This is a genomic window from Rhodococcus sp. MEB041 (assembly GCF_030208955.1).
GTDB lineage: Bacteria > Actinomycetota > Actinomycetes > Mycobacteriales > Mycobacteriaceae > Rhodococcoides.
Window position 1 is genome coordinate 316,386 of sequence record NZ_JARVSZ010000003.1, and the last position, 20,817, is coordinate 337,202.

General features: G+C 68.0%; 17 protein-coding genes. 10 read left to right on the forward strand and 7 right to left on the reverse strand.

The window, feature by feature from the left end:
* Positions 1–46: 46 nt before the first annotated feature.
* Positions 47–2,104: an acyltransferase family protein gene (locus tag QRN16_RS11360; RefSeq protein WP_285186718.1), complete on the forward strand. Its 2,058-nt coding sequence runs from the start codon at positions 47–49 to the stop codon at positions 2,102–2,104.
* Here QRN16_RS11360 and QRN16_RS11365 read toward each other — a convergent pair.
* Entirely contained in the window at positions 2,088–2,780 is a 693-nt protein-coding gene (locus tag QRN16_RS11365; RefSeq protein WP_285186720.1) for a TetR family transcriptional regulator, read from the reverse strand. The genes QRN16_RS11360 and QRN16_RS11365 overlap by 17 nt on opposite strands.
* 72 nt (positions 2,781–2,852) lie before the next feature.
* On the opposite strand from QRN16_RS11365, the gene QRN16_RS11370 reads away from it, so the two are divergent.
* Positions 2,853–4,247 carry a xylulokinase gene (locus QRN16_RS11370; RefSeq protein ID WP_285186722.1) on the forward strand — a complete coding sequence of 465 codons (1,395 nt, stop codon included), beginning with the start codon at positions 2,853–2,855 and terminating at the stop codon, positions 4,245–4,247.
* Position 4,248: 1 nt separating this feature from the next.
* Here QRN16_RS11370 and QRN16_RS11375 read toward each other — a convergent pair whose 3' ends face one another.
* Complete coding sequence (locus QRN16_RS11375; RefSeq protein WP_222632229.1) at positions 4,249–5,820, reverse strand: ABC transporter substrate-binding protein; 1,572 nt, start codon at positions 5,818–5,820, stop codon at positions 4,249–4,251.
* 416 nt (positions 5,821–6,236) lie between these two features.
* Here QRN16_RS11375 and QRN16_RS11380 point away from each other — a divergent pair, with 416 nt between their 5' ends.
* The gene (locus QRN16_RS11380; protein WP_285186726.1) at positions 6,237–7,454 is read left to right on the forward strand and encodes an L-talarate/galactarate dehydratase; all 1,218 of its coding nucleotides are present in this window, start codon (positions 6,237–6,239) and stop codon (positions 7,452–7,454) included.
* 15 nt (positions 7,455–7,469) lie between these two features.
* Here the strand turns inward: QRN16_RS11380 and QRN16_RS11385 are convergent, their stop codons facing one another.
* Both QRN16_RS11385 and QRN16_RS11390 read right to left on the reverse strand, forming a co-directional pair.
* Positions 7,470–8,945, reverse strand: a complete 1,476-nt coding sequence (locus QRN16_RS11385; protein WP_285186728.1) for a mannitol dehydrogenase family protein — start codon at positions 8,943–8,945, stop codon at positions 7,470–7,472.
* On the reverse strand, positions 8,942–9,964 hold the full coding sequence (locus tag QRN16_RS11390; protein ID WP_285186731.1) for an NAD(P)-dependent alcohol dehydrogenase: 1,023 nt from the start codon (positions 9,962–9,964) through the stop codon (positions 8,942–8,944). The genes QRN16_RS11385 and QRN16_RS11390 overlap by 4 nt, the downstream gene beginning before the upstream one ends.
* A gap of 69 nt (positions 9,965–10,033) precedes the next feature.
* Between QRN16_RS11390 and QRN16_RS11395 the strand changes: the two genes are divergently transcribed.
* From QRN16_RS11395 to QRN16_RS11425, 7 genes are all read left to right on the forward strand, one after another.
* Positions 10,034–11,056 carry a sugar-binding transcriptional regulator gene (locus tag QRN16_RS11395; protein ID WP_027506154.1) on the forward strand — a complete coding sequence of 341 codons (1,023 nt, stop codon included), beginning with the start codon at positions 10,034–10,036 and terminating at the stop codon, positions 11,054–11,056.
* A 7-nt stretch (positions 11,057–11,063) separates the two neighbouring features.
* On the forward strand, positions 11,064–12,413 hold the full coding sequence (locus tag QRN16_RS11400; RefSeq protein ID WP_285186736.1) for an ABC transporter substrate-binding protein: 1,350 nt from the start codon (positions 11,064–11,066) through the stop codon (positions 12,411–12,413).
* Positions 12,413–13,360 carry a carbohydrate ABC transporter permease gene (locus QRN16_RS11405; protein WP_027506156.1) on the forward strand — a complete coding sequence of 316 codons (948 nt, stop codon included), beginning with the start codon at positions 12,413–12,415 and terminating at the stop codon, positions 13,358–13,360. The genes QRN16_RS11400 and QRN16_RS11405 overlap by 1 nt, the downstream gene beginning before the upstream one ends.
* Positions 13,360–14,241 (forward strand): carbohydrate ABC transporter permease, encoded by an 882-nt coding sequence (locus QRN16_RS11410; protein ID WP_027506157.1) that lies wholly within the window; start codon positions 13,360–13,362, stop codon positions 14,239–14,241. Before QRN16_RS11405 ends, QRN16_RS11410 begins: the two co-directional genes overlap by 1 nt.
* 11 nt (positions 14,242–14,252) lie before the next feature.
* Positions 14,253–15,365 carry an ABC transporter ATP-binding protein gene (locus QRN16_RS11415; protein ID WP_027506158.1) on the forward strand — a complete coding sequence of 371 codons (1,113 nt, stop codon included), beginning with the start codon at positions 14,253–14,255 and terminating at the stop codon, positions 15,363–15,365.
* Between the two features lie 364 nt (positions 15,366–15,729).
* Entirely contained in the window at positions 15,730–16,278 is a 549-nt protein-coding gene (locus QRN16_RS11420) for a hypothetical protein (protein ID WP_222646360.1), read from the forward strand.
* 51 nt (positions 16,279–16,329) lie between these two features.
* Positions 16,330–17,544, forward strand: coding sequence for a low temperature requirement protein A (locus QRN16_RS11425; protein WP_285186744.1), 1,215 nt, complete (start codon positions 16,330–16,332; stop codon positions 17,542–17,544).
* Between the two features lie 8 nt (positions 17,545–17,552).
* On the opposite strand, the gene QRN16_RS11430 is transcribed toward QRN16_RS11425, so the two are convergent.
* From QRN16_RS11430 to QRN16_RS11440, 3 genes are read right to left on the reverse strand one after another with little or no spacing between them, the layout of a single operon-like run.
* Complete coding sequence (locus QRN16_RS11430) at positions 17,553–18,410, reverse strand: alpha/beta fold hydrolase (RefSeq protein WP_222632210.1); 858 nt, start codon at positions 18,408–18,410, stop codon at positions 17,553–17,555.
* The gene (locus QRN16_RS11435; protein ID WP_285186748.1) at positions 18,407–19,012 is read right to left on the reverse strand and encodes a TetR/AcrR family transcriptional regulator; all 606 of its coding nucleotides are present in this window, start codon (positions 19,010–19,012) and stop codon (positions 18,407–18,409) included. The genes QRN16_RS11430 and QRN16_RS11435 overlap by 4 nt, the downstream gene beginning before the upstream one ends.
* On the reverse strand, positions 19,009–20,784 hold the full coding sequence (locus QRN16_RS11440; RefSeq protein WP_285186750.1) for an N-acyl-D-amino-acid deacylase family protein: 1,776 nt from the start codon (positions 20,782–20,784) through the stop codon (positions 19,009–19,011). The genes QRN16_RS11435 and QRN16_RS11440 overlap by 4 nt, the downstream gene beginning before the upstream one ends.
* Between the last annotated feature and the right edge of the window lie 33 nt (positions 20,785–20,817).

A 20,817-nucleotide genomic window follows, 5' to 3' on the forward strand; every position in this document is an offset into this window, starting at 1 on the left:
TGTGGGTGCTCCGGACCCGTACCGTCCGTCCCTTATTCTGGTGGTCGTGCACCACCAGGCGACGACCCGTGCGCCGGGTGCCCGGGCAGTCGGCGCGCGCAGGCCGGGCCACCGCGTCGATCTGGACGGTCTCCGCGGGCTGGCGATCGCCCTCGTGGTCGTCTTCCACATCTGGTTCGGCAGGGTCTCGGGCGGTGTCGACGTCTTCCTCGTCCTGTCCGGCTTCTTCTTCACGTCGATGGTGCTGCGCCGCGTCGAGCGAGCCGACGGTCCGGTCCTGCGGCCCCTCGTCGTCCGCACCGCCCGACGCCTGTACCCCGCGGCGGTGGTGGTGTTCGGCGCGGTGGCCCTCTGGACCGTGTGGGACAGACCCTTCACGATGTGGGACGCGACGACGCGGCAGCTCCTCGCGTCGCTGGCGTACGTCCAGAACTGGGAGCTCGCGCGGACCGCGTCCGACTACGCGGCGGCCGATCTGTCGGTCAGTCCGCTCCAGCACCTGTGGTCGATGTCCGTGCAGGTGCAGTTCTACGTCGGTGTCACGGCCGTGGTGTTCCTCGTCGCCGCGGCGTGCCGTCGGTGTGGTCGTCGGGACCTGACCACACCGGTGCTGGTGTCGGTGCTCGCGGTCGCCGCCGCGGTGTCGTTCACCTATGCGGCCGACATCGGCCGCACCCACCAGGGGTGGGCCTACTACGACACCGGGGCGCGGACGTGGGAACTCGCGGTCGGTGCGATCGCCGGGCTGGTGATCGGTCGAGTGGTGCTGCCGGCCGCGCTACGGGCCGCGGCCGCCGTCGTCGGACTTGCCGCGCTGGTGGGCTGTGGGTTCCTCGTCGACGGTGCGGCGCAGTTCCCCGGTCCTGCCGCGCTGGTGCCGGTCGGGGCCGCGATGCTGCTGGTGCTTGCCGGTGCGGGTGCTCCCGAGTCACGAGCACCGGCCGTGACCCGTGCTCTCGGTTCCCGCCCACTGCAGTTCCTCGGCTCCATCGCCTACCCGCTGTACCTGTGGCACTGGCCGATCCTCATCGCGGTGCTCGGAACCGGGCACTCGGTGACCGTGGTGACGGGATCCGCCGTGGTGGTCGTCTCGATCGCCCTGGCCGTCGCCACACGCTCGTGGGTGGAGGAGCCGGTGCACCGTCGGGGCGCGGGCCGCGGCGTCCTCACCGCCCTGGTGACCGTCGGAGCGATCGGCCTCGCCGCGGCGAGCGCGACCTGGCAGGGCTACCTCGATCGAGCGACGGCCCAGCCGACCGCCGACGTGAGCTCCGACGATCGCTACCCGGGGGCGCTCGCGCTCGTCGACGGTGTTCCCGTGCCGGACGCTCCGATGCGACCCACCGTGCTCGATGCGGACCTGGACCTGCCGCAGTCGACGCTGGACGGCTGCATCGCGGACATGACGCAGCGCGAGGTGATCTCGTGCGTGTACGGCGATCCCGACGCGACGCGCACCCTTGCCCTGGCCGGGGGATCGCATGCCGAGCACTGGCTCCCCGCACTCGACCGGATCGGCCGGGATCGCGGGTTCGCCGTGGTGACCTACCTCAAGATGGGGTGCCCGCTCGACATCGGCGAGCCGCTCCTGGTGGATCTGCCCTACCCGGACTGCCGGGACTGGTCCTCGGACGTGCTCGACATCCTCGCGTCGGACCGCCCCGACTGGGTGTTCACCACCTCGACGCGGCCGAGCCCCACGGAGTTCGGCGACGTCACACCCGACGCGTACCTCGACGTCTGGGCACGCTTCTCCGCGCTCGCTCTTCCCGTCGTGGCCGTGCGGGACACTCCGTGGCTCAGCCGGGAGGGCGTCCCGTATCGCGCCGCGGACTGCCTTGCCGACGGCGGCGACAGCGAGTCGTGCGGACTGCCGCGCAGCGAGGTCCTGTCCGAGATCGATCCGGCCCGCGCCGCGTCGCTGCCGTTCCCCTCGGTGGTTCCCGTCGACTTCTCCGATGCGGTCTGCGGTCCCGACGTGTGTCGCGTCGTCGAAGGAAACGTGCTGGTCTACCACGATTCCCACCACCTGTCGGCGACGTACGTCCGGTCGCTCGTGCCGGTGGTCGACAGCACGCTCGGCGAGGTCACGGGGTGGTGGTGAGACCGTCCCCGAAGTGCTGTGCGAGCAGGGTCGTGACGTCGGCGACCGACGTCCCCGGCGGCAACACGAGTGCGGTGGGCCGGTCTCCCGCGGTGTCGGTGACGAACCGCCGCTTCACCGCCCCGAGGGCGCGCCGGACGTCCTCGACCTCCACTCGGGCCCCGTCGCGAAGCCACGTACGCAGCAGGTAGTTGTGCGTCGCCGTGACCGCGGCGGCGAACTGCACCAGGGAGAGCGGCTCCTGCGTCGGGGCGCCGCGGCGCAGGGTGTCGACGAAGACGCGCTCGTACCGCATCACCATCACCAGTTCGCGCTCGCGCAGGGCGGGCACCGTCTGCAGGACGCGGTAGCGGCGACGGGTGGTGTCCGGCGTGCCGGAGAACCGGGCGAACACGCGCGCGGCGGCCTCGCACACGGCGTCGTACGGGTCGAGGTCGGTCGTTCCCAGGAAGTCCTGCACATGGGCGAGGGTGGCGTCGTGGTCGAGGAAGACCACATCCTCCTTGGACCGGAACTGCCGGAAGAACGTGCGGCGCGACAGTCCCGCGCTCTCCGCGATCTGGTCGACCGTGGTGGCCTCGTACCCCTTGCTCTCGAAGAGCTCCAGCGCCGCACCCATGACCTCGAGGCGAAACCGGGCGTCCTCGGTTTCTCGCGGTTCGTCGTGGGCGGCCATGGCTTCACGGTAGCGTGAACTGCTCGGACCGGTGAGCTGCCGGAACGCACGTGACGGTGAAGGGACGAGGTCGTGGCGTTGGTGATGGGTGTCGATTCGTCCACCCAGTCGTGCAAAATCGTTGTTCGGGACGCGGATTCCGGTGAGCTGGTCCGCCACGGTCGGGCCGGCCATCCCGACGGCACCGAGATGGACCCGGCCCGGTGGCACGAGGCTCTCGAGACCGCTCTCGCGGACGCCGGTGGAATGGACGGCGTCGACGCGGTCTCCGTCGGAGCGCAGCAGCACGGCATGGTGTGTCTCGACGAGGCGGGCGAGACCGTCCGACCGGCGTTGCTGTGGAACGACACTCGCTCCGCCGAGTCGGCGCGCGACCTGGTGACCGAGCTGGGTGGAGGCCAGGAGTGGGCCGACGCCGTGGGCGTGGTGCCGGTCGCGTCCATCACCGCGGCAAAGCTGCGGTGGCTCGCGGATCACGAGCCGGAGAACGCCGATCGCACTGCGGCAGTCTGTCTTCCGCACGACTGGCTGTCCTGGCGCCTCGGCGGTGCTCGTGGACTCGACGCCCTGGCCACGGATCGGGGTGACGCCAGCGGCACGGGATACTTCTCGGCGGCCACGAACGAGTACCGCGTCGATCTGCTCGGTCTCGCGCTACGCGGGCGCACCCCGCACGTGCCCACCGTGGCGGCGCCCTCGACACGGATCGGCACGACTTCCGGAGGCGCGGCCATCGGGCCCGGAACCGGTGACAATGCCGCTGCGGCACTGGCTCTGGGTGCCGGCGAGGGTGACCTGGTGGTCTCCATCGGCACGTCCGGCGTCGTCTCGGCCGTGTCCACCGTGGCTCCTCGCGACCCGTCGGGACTGGTGGCCGGCTTCGCCGACGCCACCGGTCGTCAACTGCCTCTCGTCTGTACGCTGAACGCCGCGCGCGTGCTCGATGCGACCGCGCGCCTGCTCGGCGTCGACCACGACGAGCTGTCGCGGCTCGCGCTGTCCACGGAGAGCCAGAGCCTGGTCATGGTGCCGTACCTCGAGGGGGAGCGCACACCGAACCGGCCCGACGCGACCGGCGCGATTCATGGCCTGCGCCTGAGCAATTCGACCCCGGCGCACCTCGCGCGCGCCGCGATCGAGGGTCTGCTGTGCAGTCTCGCCGACGGGATCGACCACCTGGTGGCGCAGGGTGCGACCGTGTCGCGAGTGCTGCTCGTCGGCGGGGGCGCAAAATCCGAGGCGGTGCGCGTCCTCGCGCCGGGAGTCTTCGGCATGCCCGTCGACGTCCCGCCGCCCGGTGAGTACGTGGCCGACGGGGCCGCGCGCCAGGCGGCCTGGGTGCTGTCCGGCGGGGCCGAACCGCCCACCTGGGCCGCGGCGGACATTCCCCGGTACGAGGCGGAACCGACCCCGGCGGTGCGCGAACGCTACGCCGAGGTGCGGGACCTGACGGAGGGTGCCGGGTAGGTCAGCGCCCCGTAGCGTTCGACTCGTCGTCGGCGTGGGTCATGGCAGCGAGGTGCATCTCGTCGACGGTGGCCGAGTCGGGTGTGTAGTCGACTCTGTCCGACTTCGCCAGCACGCCCTCCATGTGCGCGATGTACGCCATCTGCATGATCTTCGTCGGCTCCTCCTCGAAAAGGCGGGCGTACGCATCCTGCCGGGCGTCACCCGTGAGCTGGCCGGCCGCGGCGATCTCCGCGTCGAACTCCGGTGTTCCGTAGGCACTCTGGAATCCGTCACTCGTGAAGTACTGGTCGACGGTGAAGGCCGAGTCACCCGCCTGATTGCCGTGCTGGATGACCAGGAGGTACGGGCCGGCGTCGGCGGGGAAGGGGCGCTCCTGGTACTGCGACGTACCGGCCGAGTCCATCATCTCGATCGAGATGTTCATGCCCAGTTCGGACAGTGCGTTCTGGACGACCTCGAGGGTCTCGTTGACCTTCGGGAACTGACCGGTACGGCCGATCAGTCGGATCTTCGCATCGACCGGCACGCCGTCCGCTCGTGCCTCGTCGAGCAGTGCTCGCGCCTTCTCCGTGTCGTACGGCCACGCCTCGAGATCGTCGTCGTACCCGACGACTCCCGGCGAGACCAACTGGGCCGCCGGGCGTCCCAGATCGCGAAAGAGGGCGTGCACGATGCCGTTCCGGTTGATGGAATAGTTGATCGCCTGCCGCACCCGGATGTCGTCCAGGGGTGGCTCCCCGACCTGGATCCGAACCGCGGTGGTCTCGTTGTTCGGGTAGGCCACACCCAGGTCCCCGGCACCGTCCTCCGGTCCGATACCGGTCGCGATGTCGGCCTCGTCTCCCGAGACCATCGACGCGCGGATGCTGCCTTCGCTGCGCCACTGGTAGACGGCACGGGCGAACTCCGGCCGAGGCCCCCAGTACCGATCGTTGCGCACCAGGGTCAGCCGCTGGCCGTAGTCCCAGGTGTCGAGAGCGAACGGTCCGGTGCCGACCGGTTCCCGCTCGCGTTCCGTGATGCTGGCGGTGCGTGGGACCATCTCCACGAACGAGATCCGCAGCGGGAGGATGGGATCCGGGTTCGGCGCTGCCACCGTCAGGGTCAGCGGATCGACGACGGCCACGGTCAGATCGGCGTCGCCGAACACGTATCCCTCGACGTTGCATCCGATGTCGGAGTTCACGGTGCGTTCGATGGAGTGCGCGGCGTCCGCGGCCTCGAACGGTCGACCGTCGCTGAAGGTGACTCCGGGGTGCAGACGGAACGTCCACTGGCGGTCGGAGTTCTGTTCCCAGGAGTCGGCAAGCTTGGGTTCGAGATCACCGGTGGTGGGGTTCCGCTCCATGAGAGGTTCGGTGATGTTCGACCGCGTGACGACGCCGATCGAGGTCTGCGAGACGTCGCACGCCTCGAGCGTCGGGGGTTCCTGACTCAGGACGATGCGCAGGGTGTCCGGATCGGTGACCGAGCTGCGGTCCGTGTTGGCCACGGAGCACGCCGAGGCGGTGAGCGCGAGGACGAGCACGCCGGCGAGCGTCCCGGATCGGTGTCGCGGTGCAGGGCTCATGTCGACCTCCGGGTATGACGTCCGAGTGGACGGGGGATTCGAGTGACACCGGACAGGTGGGCTGTGGTGATCGGATCCTGTGACGGTGGACACAACGTAGGAGCGGTTGTCGAGGTCGTCAACGGCGTCGAGCCGTCGTCGAGACCGTCCGCGTCACCATCGAGGCGACGACGCCGACGCCGCTCGAGTCACCCACCTGCGGCGATACGTGGTCAGAGATCGACCGGTCCGGATCGTGAACCGACACATGCGATTTCCGCATCGTTCGATGCCGATGTGGTGCGGCCGGAGCGCCACTCGTCGGGACATGCAGTGATGCTCGGTCGGCATCGACCGATGCGACATCAGTGTTGGACGCGCATCAGTGCGGCTTCTAGCGTGTGAGCTGGACCACGTACCCGATGGAGGAGCCGACTGTGACCGACACGCGAGAGACCCCCGAGCGCAGCACCACCCGGCCGACCAGCGGGCTCACCGCGCCCGACGCGGCCGTTCGTGCGCTCGCGCCCGGGGCCGCCACGATCGATCGCATCGCGGACGTCACCCTGCGCTCCGTCGTTCTCCCTCTGGCCACACCGATCAGCGACGCGAAAGTGCTGACCGGACGGCAGAAGCCGATGACGGAGGTGGTGTTCCTCTTCGTCGAGATACGCACCGAGCAGGGGCACGAGGGCATCGGGTTCAGCTACTCCAAACGTGCCGGCGGCCCTGCGCAGTTCGCCCACGCGCGAGAGATCGCGCCTGTGCTGATCGGTCAGGATCCCAGTGACATCGGTAAGATCTGGAGCTCTCTCGTCTGGGCCGGTGCCTCCGTCGGTCGCAGCGGCGTCGCCACCCAGGCGATCGCGGCCGTCGACATCGCACTGTGGGACCTGAAGGCGAAGCGCGCCGGGCTCCCGCTCGCGAAACTCATCGGCTCCACCCGTGATGCCGTGCAGACGTACAACACGTCCGGCGGCTTCCTGCACACCCCGATCGAGGAGGTGCTGGAGAACGCGACCGCGTCTCTCGCGGCCGGCATCGGCGGTATCAAACTGAAGGTGGGACAGCCGGACTGGCGCCAGGACATCGCTCGGGTGACCGCAGTGCGCGAGCACCTGGGTGACGACGTGCCCCTGATGGTCGACGCGAACCAGCAGTGGGACCGACCGACGGCGACCCGGATGTGCCGCATTCTCGAACAGTTCGATCTGGTGTGGATCGAGGAACCACTCGACGCCTACGACGCCGAGGGCCACGCCATGCTCGCGCGGACCTTCGACACGTCCATCGCGACCGGTGAGATGCTGGCCAGTGTCGGCGAGCACGTGCGCCTGATCGAGGCCGGGTCCGTCGACATCATCCAGCCCGACGCGCCGCGCATCGGTGGGATCACGCAGTTCCTGAAGCTCGCAGGACTCGCCGAGCATCACGGCCTGCAGATGGCGCCGCACTTCGCGATGGAGATCCACCTGCATCTCGCGGCTGCCTATCCTCTGCAGACCTGGGTGGAGCACTTCGACTGGTTGGATCCGCTGTTCGAGGAGCACCTGGAGACGCGGGACGGGCGGATGCACCTGTCCGAACGTCCTGGCCTCGGCTTCACCCTGAGCGAGCAGGCGCACGCGTGGACCGTGGCGGAGGTGCACGTGTGAGGGCCTCCGGGCGCGTCAGCGCACCGACGACTCCACGGTGGCGCGGGCTCCGCGAGTGTGCAGGGAGTCGAGAGCCGACGTGTAGGCGTCGACGAAGCGCGGATCGTCCACCAGATCCCCGAACAACTCCCGGTTCCGCACGAACGCGAGGGGGTCGTCGCGCTGCTGCCGAGCCAGCGGGGTCAGCGTGTCCTTCAGACGGTCGACGATCTCGATGGGCTCACCCTGCTCGTCGACACCCTCGGCGTAGCGCGCCCAGCTCGCGATCACCGTGGCGGACAGTGCGACCGGCCCTCCGGACTCGAGGTTCGTGCGTACCACCGGGACCAGCCACTTCGGGATCCGGTCCGACGACTCGGCGCAGAGCCGGGCCACGGTGTCCCGGATCTCCGGATTGGAGAAGCGCTCGATCAGCGTCTTCTTGTACTCGGCCAGGTCGATTCCGGGAACCGGCTGCAGCGTGGGAGTGGCTTCCTCGTCCATGTAGCGCAACAGGAACTCGGCGAACAGTGCGTCCTGCGTGACGTCGTGCACGAGCCGGTAGCCACTGAGGTATCCGACGTAGCAGAGGGCCTGATGGCTCGCGTTGAGCAGACGCAGCTTCATCAGCTCGTACGGTGTGACGTCGTCGACGACCTGCACGCCCACGTCCTCGAACGGCGGCCGGCCGAGGGTGAAGTGATCCTCCAGGGCCCACTGGGTGAACGGCTCCGCGGCCACGGGCCACTGGTCCTCGAGGTCGTACCGTGAGGCGAGCTCGTCGACGACGTCGGGTGTGGTGACGGGCGTGATGCGGTCGACCATGGAGTTGGGGAACTGCGCGGTGTCCGTGATCCACTGTGCCAGTGCGGGATCCTTCAGGCGGGCGAACGCGGTGAAGGTCGATCGGGCGATGTGTCCGTTGCCCTCGATGTTGTCGCACGACATGATGGTGAACGGCGCGAGCCCGCGATCCTTCCGGCGGGACAACGCCTCGCACACCAGTCCGAAGGTCGTGCCCGGTACCGCATCGGGGGCCAGATCTGCTCGCACAGCCGGGTTCTCGGCGTCGAACTCGCCCGTGGTGGCCGAGAAGTTGTAGCCGCCCTCGGTGACGGTGAGAGAGACGATGCGGGTGTCGGCGTGGGCGAGCTTCTCGATCACCGCCTCGGGATCGTCCGGCGCGAAGAGGTACTCGGTGATGGATCCGATGACCGAAGTGTCCCACGAGCCGTCGGAGTGCCGCAGTGCCAGGGTGTAGAGACAGTCCTGGGCGTCCATGACGTCCTTCATACGGCGATCACCCGGCAGCACGCCCACGCCGCAGATGCCCCAGCTCGACGCGGACTCGAAGTCGGTGCGGAGCAGCCGGTCGACGTACATCGCCTGGTGCGCACGGTGGAAGCCGCCGACGCCGAAGTGGACGATCCCGGTGGTGATCGCCGAGCGGTCGTACCGTGGCACGTCCACGTCGTCGGGAAGCTGGGCGAGGGTGGCAGCGGACAGCTTCACGAGAGGGTCTCCTGACTGGGTGTCACGGTGACGACAGCCTTGATGCTGCCGTCGGTGCGGTCGTGATTCAGTGCGTCCTCGACATGATCCAGGTCGAACCGACCCGTCACCATGCTGTCGAGCTCGACTCGTCCGGTGCGGACGAGTTCCAGTGCGGTGGGCCAGGTGTCGGCATAGCGGAAGACGCCGGTGACCCACAGTTCCCGGTTCTGGATCACGGACACGGGTATCGGGTACGCGTCTCCGCCCATGCCCACGAGCACCACTCTGCCCGCAGGGCGCACGGCGCGCATCCCGTCCTGCACTGCGCGGGGTGCGCCCGACGCGTCGACGAACACGTCGACGTCGAGGTCGTGCACCGACTCGTCCGCCGGGTCGATCACGCGGGTCGCCCCGTACCGCGTGGCGTTGGCGCGGCGGTCGGCCGAGATGTCCGACACGACGATCTCCGTGGCGCCGAAGGCGCGTGCGACCTGCGCCGTGAGCACTCCGACCGGCCCGGCGCCCGCGATCAACACTCGCGAGCCGCCGGTGATCCCGCCCTTGCGTGCGGTCGCGATGGCCACCGACAGGGGCTCGAAGAGGGCCGCGGCGTCGTCGGACACGGCGTCGGGTACGTCGTGCGCGAACGTGGATCCGATGGTCACGTACTCACAGAGGGCACCGTCCACGGGAGGGGTCGCATAGAACTCCATATGGGGGCACAGGTTGTAGTGGCCCGATCGGGTCTCGCGACTGTCGGGATCGGGTCGTTGCGGCTCGATGGACACTCGCGACCCGACTCGCCGAGGGGAGACGCCGTCACCGACGGCGACGATCACACCCGACGCCTCGTGGCCCAGAACGAGCGGCGACTCGACGACGAAGTCGCCGATGCGACCCTCGCGGTAGTAGTGCGCATCCGATCCGCAGACCCCGACGGATGCCACCCGGACGAGGACGTCACCTGCGTTCGGCGTCGGCACAGGTCGCGTCTGCGTCTCGATGTGTCCCGGTTCGGTGAGAACTGCGGCACGCATGGAATCGACTGTTGTGTGGATCACACCTGGATGTTAGCTTAAGTGAGCAGATGAACACCAGGTGAGCAGATGCTCACCTCGACGACCGGGAGCGACATCGTGACGACGCCGAGTTCGAGCGACGAGCTGAGGCTCGCGCTGCGTGCGGCGACGATGTACCACGTCGAGGGCGCGACCCAGGCGGAGATCGCCACCAAGCTCGGTGTCTCCCGTCCCACGGCAGGTCGACTCGTCGCTCGGGCTCGGGCGAACGGGCTCGTGCGCATCGAGATCCACGTGCCCGAGGAGATCAGCGGATCGGTGCACACCGATCTCGAACGTCGACTCGAGGAGCGGTACGGCCTGGACGAGGCGCTGGTGGTCACGTCGACCATCGACGACGCCGGCGGTCGGTACGACGCGGTGGGGCGCGCCGCGTCGGGCATCCTCACCCGGCGCGTGCAGCCTGCTCACACACTCGGTTTCACGTGGGGGCCGGAGACGGTCGCGGTGGCGCAGTCGCTCCAGGGACGCGGCAGCCGCTGCGCCCGCGTGGTGCAGCTGGACGGATCCATGAGCACCGCGGATTACCAGACCGGTGTCGACTTCGTCCTCACCCGCTGCGCCGAGCAACTGCAGGCGACGCCGATGCGGCTCAACGCCCCTCTCTACGCCGACCCGGCGACAGTCGTCGCGCTGCAACAGGACTCGCTGATGTCCAAGGCGCTCGACGCCGGACGCACCGCGGACCTCATGTTCTTCGGACTGGGCCCGGTGTCGACGTCGACGACGCTGTTCGAGGGAAGCTTCCTCGACGCCGACCTCCTGTCCGAACTCGATCGACTCGGTGCGGTCGGTGAGATCGGCGGTCGGTTCTTCGACTCCGACGGCGCCGACGTCGACAGCTCACTGACCGACCGCACGGTCTCGGTGCCGCTGGACGACATCCGGAACTGCGCCACCACGCTCCTCATCTCCGGCGGTGCGCGCAAGCACGCCGCGATCCGGGCCGCTCTGCGCGGCCGTCTCGCCACCGTCCTGGTGACCGATATCGCCTGTGCTCTGGACCTTCTCGACGAGCACGGCAGCAACCCCATGAAGGAATCGAGGTAGTACCGACGTGACATCACGATTCGTCCCACTCGCCGCCCTCGCCGCAGCCACCGTGCTGACGGCGAGCGGCTGCGCGGGCGCGGGATCGTTCGGAGGTGACGGTGGCGGCACGACCATCACCGTGGCCATCGTCTCCAACTCGCAGATGTCCGACGCGATCTCGCTCGCACCGGAGTTCGAGGCCGAGAACCCGGGTGTGAACCTGAAGTTCGTCTCGCTGTCCGAGAACGAGGCGCGCGCGAAGATCACGGCGTCGGTGGCCACGGGCGGTGGTGAGTTCGACGTGGTGATGATCAGCAACTACGAGACGCCGCAATGGGCCGAGAACGGGTGGCTCACCAATCTGTCCGAGTACGCGCAGGCCACACCGGGATACGACGAGGACGATTTCATCCCGTCGCTCAAGGAGTCGCTGTCCTACGAGGGAAGCATGTACTCGGTGCCGTTCTACGGTGAGTCGTCCTTCCTCATGTACCGCAAGGACCTGATGGAGGAAGCAGGCATCACGATACCGGCCGAGCCCACCTGGGACCAGGTGGCCGAGGCCGCCGCCACACTCGACCGTCCGGGCATGTCCGGCATCTGCCTGCGTGGCAAGCCCGGCTGGGGCGAGGTGCTCGCGCCCCTCGACACCGTCATCAACGCCTTCGGCGGCCGGTGGTACGACGAGAACTGGAACGCGCAACTCGACAGTCCGCAGGTCGAGGAAGCCGTGCAGTTCTACGTCGACCTGGTCCGGTCGCACGGACAGGCCGGCGCGGCGACGAGCGGCTTCAGCGAGTGCGGAACGCAACTTGCACAGGGCAACACGGCCATGTGGTACGACGCCACCTCGGCCGTGTCGGTGCTCGAGGACCCCACGTCGAGCAACGTCGTAGGCAAGATCGGGTACGCCAAGGCCCCGTCGGCGGCAAAGGGCGACAACGGGTGGCTGTACTCCTGGTCGCTCGGCATCCCGACGACGTCGGAGAGCCCGGACGACGCCTGGAAGTTCGTGTCGTGGATGACGAACAAGGAGTACCTGAAGAAGGTGGGCACAGAGCTCGGCTGGGAGCGGGTGCCACCGGGAAGCCGGTTGTCCACCTACGAGATCCCGGAGTACAAGGAGGCGTCGGCCGCCTTCGGTCAGGTCACACTCGACTCGATAAACAATGCCGATCCGCTGAACCCGACGGTCGATCCGGTGCCGTACACCGGCGTCCAGTTCCTCACCATCCCCGAGTTCCAGGATCTCGGCACCCGGGTCAGTCAGCAGATCAGCGCCGCCGTGGCAGGACAGATCAGCGTCCAGGACGCGCTCGCTCAAGCGCAGCAGTACGCCGAGGTGGTCGGCAAGACGTATCAGGAGGATCAGTGATGACCACGACCGAAGTCGGCTCGGCGAGATCCGAGACGCCGTTCGTTCCTCGCGAACGGGTGATCTCGAAGGCGGAGGGGTGGCGGCGCCGCGGTCCCCTGCTGCCGGCCATGGTCTTCGCGATCGTCGTCACGCAGATCCCGTTCCTGTTCACGCTGTACTACTCGACGCAGTCGTGGAACCTGGTGCGCCCCGGATCGCGGGAGTTCAACGGTCTGAACAACTACGTGGACGTGTTCCGGGACAGCCAGTTCCGCTCGGTCGCGTTCAACACGGTGATCATGATCGTGGGCACGGTGATCATCTCGGTGGCGCTGGGCCTGGTGCTCGCACTGCTACTGGACCGTAAGTTCATCGGCCGCAGTCTGATCCGCACCCTGCTGATCACTCCGTTCCTCATCACCCCGGTCGCCGGTGCACTGATCTGGAAGACCACCATGTTCGACCCGGTGTTCGGCCTCATCAACTTCGTGCTCAGCCCGTTCGGGGTCGACCAGATCGACTGGGTCTCGCGGTTCCCGCTCGCCGCGGTCATGACCAACCTCGTCTGGCAGTGGACCCCCTTCATGATGCTGCTCATCCTGGCGGGACTGCAGTCGATGCCGAAGGACATCGCGGAGGCGGCGCGGGTGGACGGCGCCGGGCCCGTCGCACTGTTCCGCGAGTTGACGTTGCCGCATCTGCGACGCTTCATCGAGCTCGGAGCGGTCCTCGGCGCCATCTACCTCATCAACACCTTCGACGCCGTCTACATGATGACGTCCGGCGGCCCGGGTGTGGCGTCGTCGAACCTGCCGTTCTACATCTATCAACGAGCGTTCCTCGGCTTCGACATCGGCCAGGCCGCGGCCATGGGCGTCGTCACCGTGGTGGCCACCATCGTCGTCAGCACACTGGCGCTGCGACTGATCTTCACGAGCTTCAGCGGGAAAGAGGAGGCTGCCTGATGAGTACCACCACCGAGCGGAGCGCCGGCAGCGGAACTCCGAGCGTCACCGCGCCGATCACACGCAAGAAGCGATGGGGGCCCGGATCGATCTGGTCCTTCGTCGCCTGGGTCGCCGGCATCGCCTTCTTCTTCCCGGTCCTGTGGATGGTCATCACCGGGTTCAAGCAGGAAGCCGATGCGTACACCGCGACGCCGAAGATCTTCTTCACCCCGACCCTCGACCAGTACCGCGGCGTTCTCGAGAGCGGCATCGGCACCACGCTGCTCAACTCGGCCTTCGCGACCGTCGTGTCCACGATTCTCGTTCTGCTGCTGGGTGTCCCGGCTGCATTCGCCCTGTCGCTGCGTCCCGTGAAGAAGACGCAGGACGTGCTCTTCTTCTTCATCTCGACGAAGATGCTGCCGGTCGTGGCGGCCATCGTGCCGCTGTACGTCATCGTCGGCGACATCGGTCTGCTCGACAACATCTGGGCGCTCATCATCCTGTACACGGCGATGAATCTGCCGATCGCGGTGTGGATGATGCGGTCGTTCTTCCTCGAGGTCCCGAGCGAGTTGCTCGAGGCCGCGAGCATGGACGGTGCCTCGCTGTGGACATCGGTGCGGGAGGTCATCCTGCCGCTGGTCTCGCCCGGCATCGCGGCCACGTCGCTGATCTGTGTGATCTTCTCGTGGAACGAGTTCTTCTTCGCCGTCAACCTCACTGCCGTTCAGGCACAGACGATTCCGGTCTACCTCGTCGGCTTCATCACCGGGCAAGGCCTGTACTGGGCCCAGCTCTCCGCCGCTGCGACGTTCGCAGCCCTCCCCGTCGTCCTCGCCGGATGGTTCGCGCAGAACAAGCTCGTGCGCGGCCTGTCCTTCGGCGCCATCAAGTAGGAGAAAGAACCATGGCTGCAATCTCGTACAAGCAAGCGTCCTGCATCTACGACGGCGCCGACAAGCTGGCGGTGGACTCGCTCGACCTCGACATCCAGGACGGCGAGTTCGTCGTCCTGGTCGGCCCGTCGGGCTCCGGGAAATCCACCGCGCTGCGGATGCTCGCCGGTCTCGAGGAGATCGACGGCGGTGCCATCGAGATCGGCGGGAAGAACATGGTCGGTGTGCCGTCCAAGGACCGCGACATCGCGATGGTGTTCCAGAACTACGCGCTCTACCCCAACAAGACCGTCGGCGAGAACATGGGCTTCGCGCTCAAGATGCGCGGGGTCAGCCTCGAGAAGCGTCAGGCCCGCGTCGCCGAGGCGGCCCGACTCCTCGACCTCACCGAGTACCTGGATCGCAAGCCCGGCAAGCTCTCCGGCGGTCAGCGGCAGCGCGTCGCCATGGGCCGCGCGATCGTCCGTGAGCCCCAGGTGTTCTGCATGGACGAGCCGCTGTCGAACCTCGACGCCAAACTGCGGGTACAGACACGCACGCAGATCGCCGCGCTGCAGCGTCGGCTGGGGACGACCACCGTGTACGTCACCCACGACCAGGTCGAGGCCATGACGATGGGCGACCGCGTCGCGATCCTCAAGGACGGCAAGCTGCAGCAGTTCGCCGCGCCGACCGAGCTCTACGACCACCCGGTCAACGCCTTCGTGGCCGGATTCATCGGCTCGCCGGCGATGAACCTGTTCACGGTGCCCGTCGTGTCCGGCGGACTGAAGGTCGGTGAGCGCACCGTCCCCCTCGAGCGCGACCAGCTCACCGCCATCGCCGCCGCGGGACTCGACGAGGTGACCCTCGGCCTGCGTCCAGAACAGCTCGCGATCGGCTCCGCGGACGACGACGGACTGCTGGTCACCGTCGACCTCGTGGAGGAACTGGGCAACGAGAGCTACCTCTACGCCAGCTTCGACGACACCCGGATCCGCGCCTCGGACGGCACACCGGCCACGATCGTGGCACGCTCTCCCAGGAGGGCACCCGCGCGGATCGGCGAGAAAGTCACGCTGACCAAGCAGGAGGGCACCGCGTACCTGTTCCACCCGACCTCGGGGGAGCGGATCGGGGCCTGAGCAGCAGGGGGCAAGACTCGGGTGTGGGAACGTGCCGGGAAGACCGTTCCCACACCCGTCCATCGTCGCGGGACCTCGCATGTGAGCGTGCGGCCACAGGATCGCCGGTGATTCTGCGGATCGGCAGAGTGTTCGTCGATCGTGTGTACTCACACTCGCCTGCGGGCTGTCGGTCCCTGTGGGCGTGGTCGAGCAGCACGTCCGCCGCGTCTCGCGGGTGACTCCAGGGCCACCAGTGCTTCGCGTCGACCTCCGGGACGGTCAGGTCCGGCACCCGGCGGTCGACGTCCTGGACCGGTCGACACGTTTCAGCGCACGGCACGAGGGTAGTTCGAGGCACTCGCTCTCGACACAGGAGATTCTCATGGCCCGTGCCACCCTTGCCCACCTGCTCCACGATGTCGGACTCGCGGCCTGGTTCGGCGGAACCCTCGCCAATGCCGTCGCACTGAACGAGGCGTCGTCGAACGCCGACACCGCCGCCTCCACCGGGGCTGTCACCAACGAGGGATGGGATCGGTGGACGCCGGTGAACGCCGCGGCCATCGGTGTCCATCTCGCCGGTGCGACAGCACTGCTGAAGAACGACTACGGACGTCTGAAGGCGCAGGACGGCGTCGCCTCGATGGCCGTCGCCAAGACCGCGCTCACGGCGGCCGCACTGGCGGTCACCGCGTACAGCCGCGTTCTGGGACAGACGGTCTCGAAGGAAGGTGCGGTACCAGCCTCCGACGGGACCACGCCCACCGCGTCCACGCCACCGCACGTGGCGGCCGCGCAGAAGAAACTCCAGGCACTGCAGTGGGTCGTCCCCGCGTTGGCCGGCGGAGTGGTCGCCATCTCCGCGTACGCGAGCGAGCAGTTTCGTCCCGAGGAGGTCACTCGCGGCGTAGTGTCGCGCATCGTCGGCTGATCGCCCGATCCGCGAGGTCTGTCCGGGTCGCAACCGCAGAGTGGTGATGACGTGGCAACGACACCGGACGACGATACCGACGCGGGAGCCGACCAGCGCACTCCGCTGGTGCGACCGCCGAAGTTACGGACCGAGGCCGATCGCGGCGCGACCCGGCTGGAGCTGTTCTTCGACCTCGCCTACGTGCTGGTCGTGCACCAACTCGCACTCGCACTGAAGGACGACCTTCGCTGGCAGGGCATCGCCGAGTTCGCGGGAATCTTCGCCGTCACGTGGTGGTCCTGGGTGACCACCACGTTGTACGCCAACAGGTTCGACACGAACGACGTGCTGTACCGATTGCTGAAACTCGCCGCCACCTTCGCCGTGGCGGTGATGGCCGCCAGTGCCGCGACGGCGGTGGGCGGCGACGGCACCGTCGCCTTCGGAGCCGGGTACATCGCGACGCGGGTGATTCTCGCCGGTCTGTATCTTCGCGCACGGCGGCACATCCCCGACGTCCGCGTCACGATCGATCTGTACCTCGCGGCCACCGGCGTCAGTATCGTGATCTGGACGGTCTCGCTGCTCACCCCGTCACCGATCACCTACCTGCTGTGGGCGGTGGGAATCATGGTGGAGGCCGCGGCGCCGTTCGCCGCGACCCACTGGGGACCGGATGTTCCGCTGCACCTCGAGCATCTGCCGGAGAGGTTCGGGCTCTTCGTCATTCTCGTTCTCGGTGAGTCGATCTCGGCTGTGGTGCTCGGGATGCACGACACCCACTGGATGTTCTCGTCCGTCGCCGTCGCGGCACTCGGATTCACGATCGCTGCAGCCGTGTGGTGGATGTACTTCGACATCGGCGGCGCGGAGGCCAAGACGGAGATCCAGGACGACGAGCGGGTGGTGGGCAGTGGGCGTGCCGACGGGTACGTCTACGGGCACCTCCCTCTCACCCTGGGTGTCGCTCTCCTCGGCGTCGGGATCCAGCAGTACGTCCTGCATCCCGTCGGCGAACTGACCGATGCCGGGCGCTGGGCCCTGTCCGGTGGGGTGGCGCTGTTCGTCGTCGGGATCTGCGCCGTTCTCGGCTGGAGTTCCGGCGACTGGAGAACGGTGTTCCCGTGGCCGGCGCTGGCCATTCCCGTCGTCGTCGTGCTGGGTCTCGTCGACACCAGGCTCCCGTTCGCCTCGGCCATCGTCCTCGCTGTCGGCGCGATCACGGCCGTCGTCACCGGGGTGATCCGTCGGCGCCGCAGTCCGGTCGACACGACCGAGACCTGACGCCGGGGCTATCGGTCCCGGCCGGCGTGGTCGAGCAGCACGTCCGCCGCGTCTCCCGGGTGACTCCAGGGCCACCAGTGCTTCGCGTCGACCTCCAGGACGGTCAGGTCGGGGACCCAGCGGTCGACGTCCTGGACCAGATCGGGGGAGAGGAAGCGATCCTTCAGCGGAACCACGACGAGTGTGGGTACGTCGCACCGCGGTGGTGGCCCGGACAGCATGCGCCGAATGATGTTGGCGCGGTAGAGCTCGACACCACGCTGCATGTTCAGCGGATCCGCGGCGGGAGCGGGGTCCGCGGGACCGGCCTGGACGAACAGAGTCGGAACGTACTTTCCCAGGACCGGCACGTGGAAGCCCCAGATGTACCACGACCGGGCGAGCTGACCGAGCACCGACGGCCACTGGGTGGGCCGCAGTCCGCGCCGACGCGACGTCTCGCGGAGGTGGTCGATGCTGGGACCGGAGACGGAGGTGAACGATCCGAACACCTCGGCGGCGCGGGGATCGCGCATCGGCTCCCACATCTGCACCGAACCCCAGTCGTGGGCGAAGGCGTGGACCGCTCCGCGGAGATCGGGGATCGACTCGACCACCGCGTAGGTGTCGTCGGCCAGGCGTTCGATGGCGAACGACTCGGACCGTTCCGGGTGCTCGACGACGGTGCGGCCACCACCGCGCGTGTCGTAGGCGATGACGCGGGCGCGATCACCGATGGCGTCGATCATCGGGTGAAACATGGTGTGGTCGTCCGGATACCCGTGCACGAGCAGCACCGTCGTGTCCGACTCCGGATCGCCGTACTCGAACACGGCCAGTGCGGCACCCGTCGAGTGAGCGGTCCACCTGCTGTGCGGCTCGGTCATCCTGCCTCGCTCCTTCTGTACAGCGACTCTCCTCGGAGCAGTCGCGCGACGAGGTGCAGCCGCACCTCGTCCTGCTCGGGCTGCGGATGCACCACGGCGGAGAGGGCTTCCCCGTCGAGGAGGTGTACCACCGTGAAGAGCACCGTATCGAGTTCCGCCGCGGGAATCGTGCCCGCGATCGGCAGCGAGCGTCCGAGGTCGGTGATCTCCTGGTGGTAGCGCACGGTGAACGGAACGAGACGCTCCCGCAGTGCATCGTCACTCCGGGCGGCGATGAGCAGCTCGTACCAGGCACCGTTGATCGGCGCCCGGCACGCGGCGCGCAGCAACGTCAGGCAGTGCTCGACGGACGCCGAGCCGAAGCCGGACAGCCCGGCGCGGAACTCCTCGAACTGGCGCCTCCGGACCTCGTCCGCCGCGGCCACGACGAGATCGAGACGGGTGGGGAAGTGCCGGAAGAGTGCACCCGACGACACTCCCGCGCGGGTCACCACCTCGTTGACCGTCGTGGCGGCGTACCCCTTCTCGCACAGCGACGCGATGGTCGCGTCGAGGAGTCGCGCGATGGTGTCGGTGCGGCGCTCTTCCTGCGTTCGTCTCACACGGACACGGTAGTGGCCGCAGGTGTCCTCACGCCCGCTCGCAGGAATCGGCCCGCCCGCTCGGACACCCCGAACCAGGAGGCGAATCGGCCCTCGCGATACGCGACTCGTCCGCCGACGAGCGTCGCGGTGACCGCGGTGTCGTTACGGTTGACCATGCGGCTGAGACCCCCGAATTCCGGCATCGTCTCCTCGTTGTACGCGTCGACCTCGTCCGTCAGGCCGGCGGGATTCACCACGACGATGTCGGCGCGATCGCCGAGACGCAGGTGGCCGGCGTCGACGCCGTAGAAGTCGGCGAGCTCGCCGCTGAGTTTGTGAGCCGCCTGGCCGACCGTCAGGAACGACTCGCGGGCGTCGTTCACGCGCCGCAGCAGGCGGATGCCGAAGTTGTAGAACGCCATGTTGCGCAGGTGCGCCCCGGCATCGGAGAACCCCACCGTCACACCGGGCTTCGTGATCAGCTTGTCCATCTGCTTCTGGCGATGATTGGCGATGGTGGTGTGCCAGCGTAGTTTCCGGCCGTGCTCGACCACCAGGTCGAGGAAGGCGTCGACGACGTGGATCCCATGCTCCCGTGCCAACTCTGCGATGTTCTTGCCGATGACGGACGAGTCGGGGCATTCGGTGATGATGACGTCGCCGAAGTCTCGGTGCCACACACGGGAGGAGAACTTCTTCTCGAAGTCGGCGCGGAACCAGCGTCGATACGCCTCGTCCTTCAGCAGTTCGTTACGGCCGAGCTCCTCACGAAGGTGCAGAGCTGCTCTGCCGGAACCGAATTCCTCGAAGACGACCAGGTCGATTCCGTCGGAGTAGACGTCGAACGTCGTGGGCAGGTGCTGCCAGCGGAACTGCCCCTTGCCTGGTCCGTTCACCGCAGCGGCCAGCGGACCGAAGATGTGGTGGATCCACGGCGAGGCCTTGGCGTCGGCGGCGGCCAGCAGCGAGACCTTCAGTGCGCGTCGGCCGATGCCCGTCGCGGCGCCGAGGAAGAACACCATGTCGTACTTGGTGTTCAGGTTCGGAATGCTCTGCAGCAGACGGCCGCGGCGACGCAGGATCTTGTGCAGACGCCGGAACTCCGACCACGACGCGTAGGACGACGGCAGCGAGCGCGAGCGGTATCGATCCCCGTCCAGCTTGTCCCAGGGATTGGTCATCGTGGACATGCCGAGCATGCCCGCGTCGAGTGCCTTCTCGAGAGCGTCCGCCATCTGCGCCGTCTCCTCGCGCGTCGGTCGCTGGGAGCGGTCGGTCGACCGGTCGAGTCCCATGACGTGGGCGCGCAGGTCCGAGTGCCCCACCAGCGCAGCGATGTTCGGTCCGAGCGGGAGGCGCTCGAGCGCGGCGATGTACTCCTCCGGGCCCGACCAGGTCTTGTGCGTGTCGACGGCCTTGAGCACGTGATCGCGGGGGAGGGCCTCGACGCGGCTGAACAGGTCGGCGATGTCGACGGGAGTGGAGTACAGGGTGGAGAGCGAACAGTTGCCGAGCAGCACCGTCGTCACGCCGTGGCGCACCGACTCGCTCAGGCCCGGCCCCACCAGGACCTCCGCGTCGTAATGAGTGTGCACGTCGACGAATCCCGGCATGACCCACTGGCCGGTGGCGTCGACGACCTCGGTGTCCGGTCCGACGTCGAGCGCGTCCGAGGACACGGCACGGACCACGCCGTCGACGATGCCGACATCGCGGCGAACTCCCGGCCCACCATCTCCGTCGAACACGGTCCCGCCGCTGATCACCACATCGAAGTGCGATTCGTTCATGTGACCTCCATCACTGTGCGATGGGCTCACCGT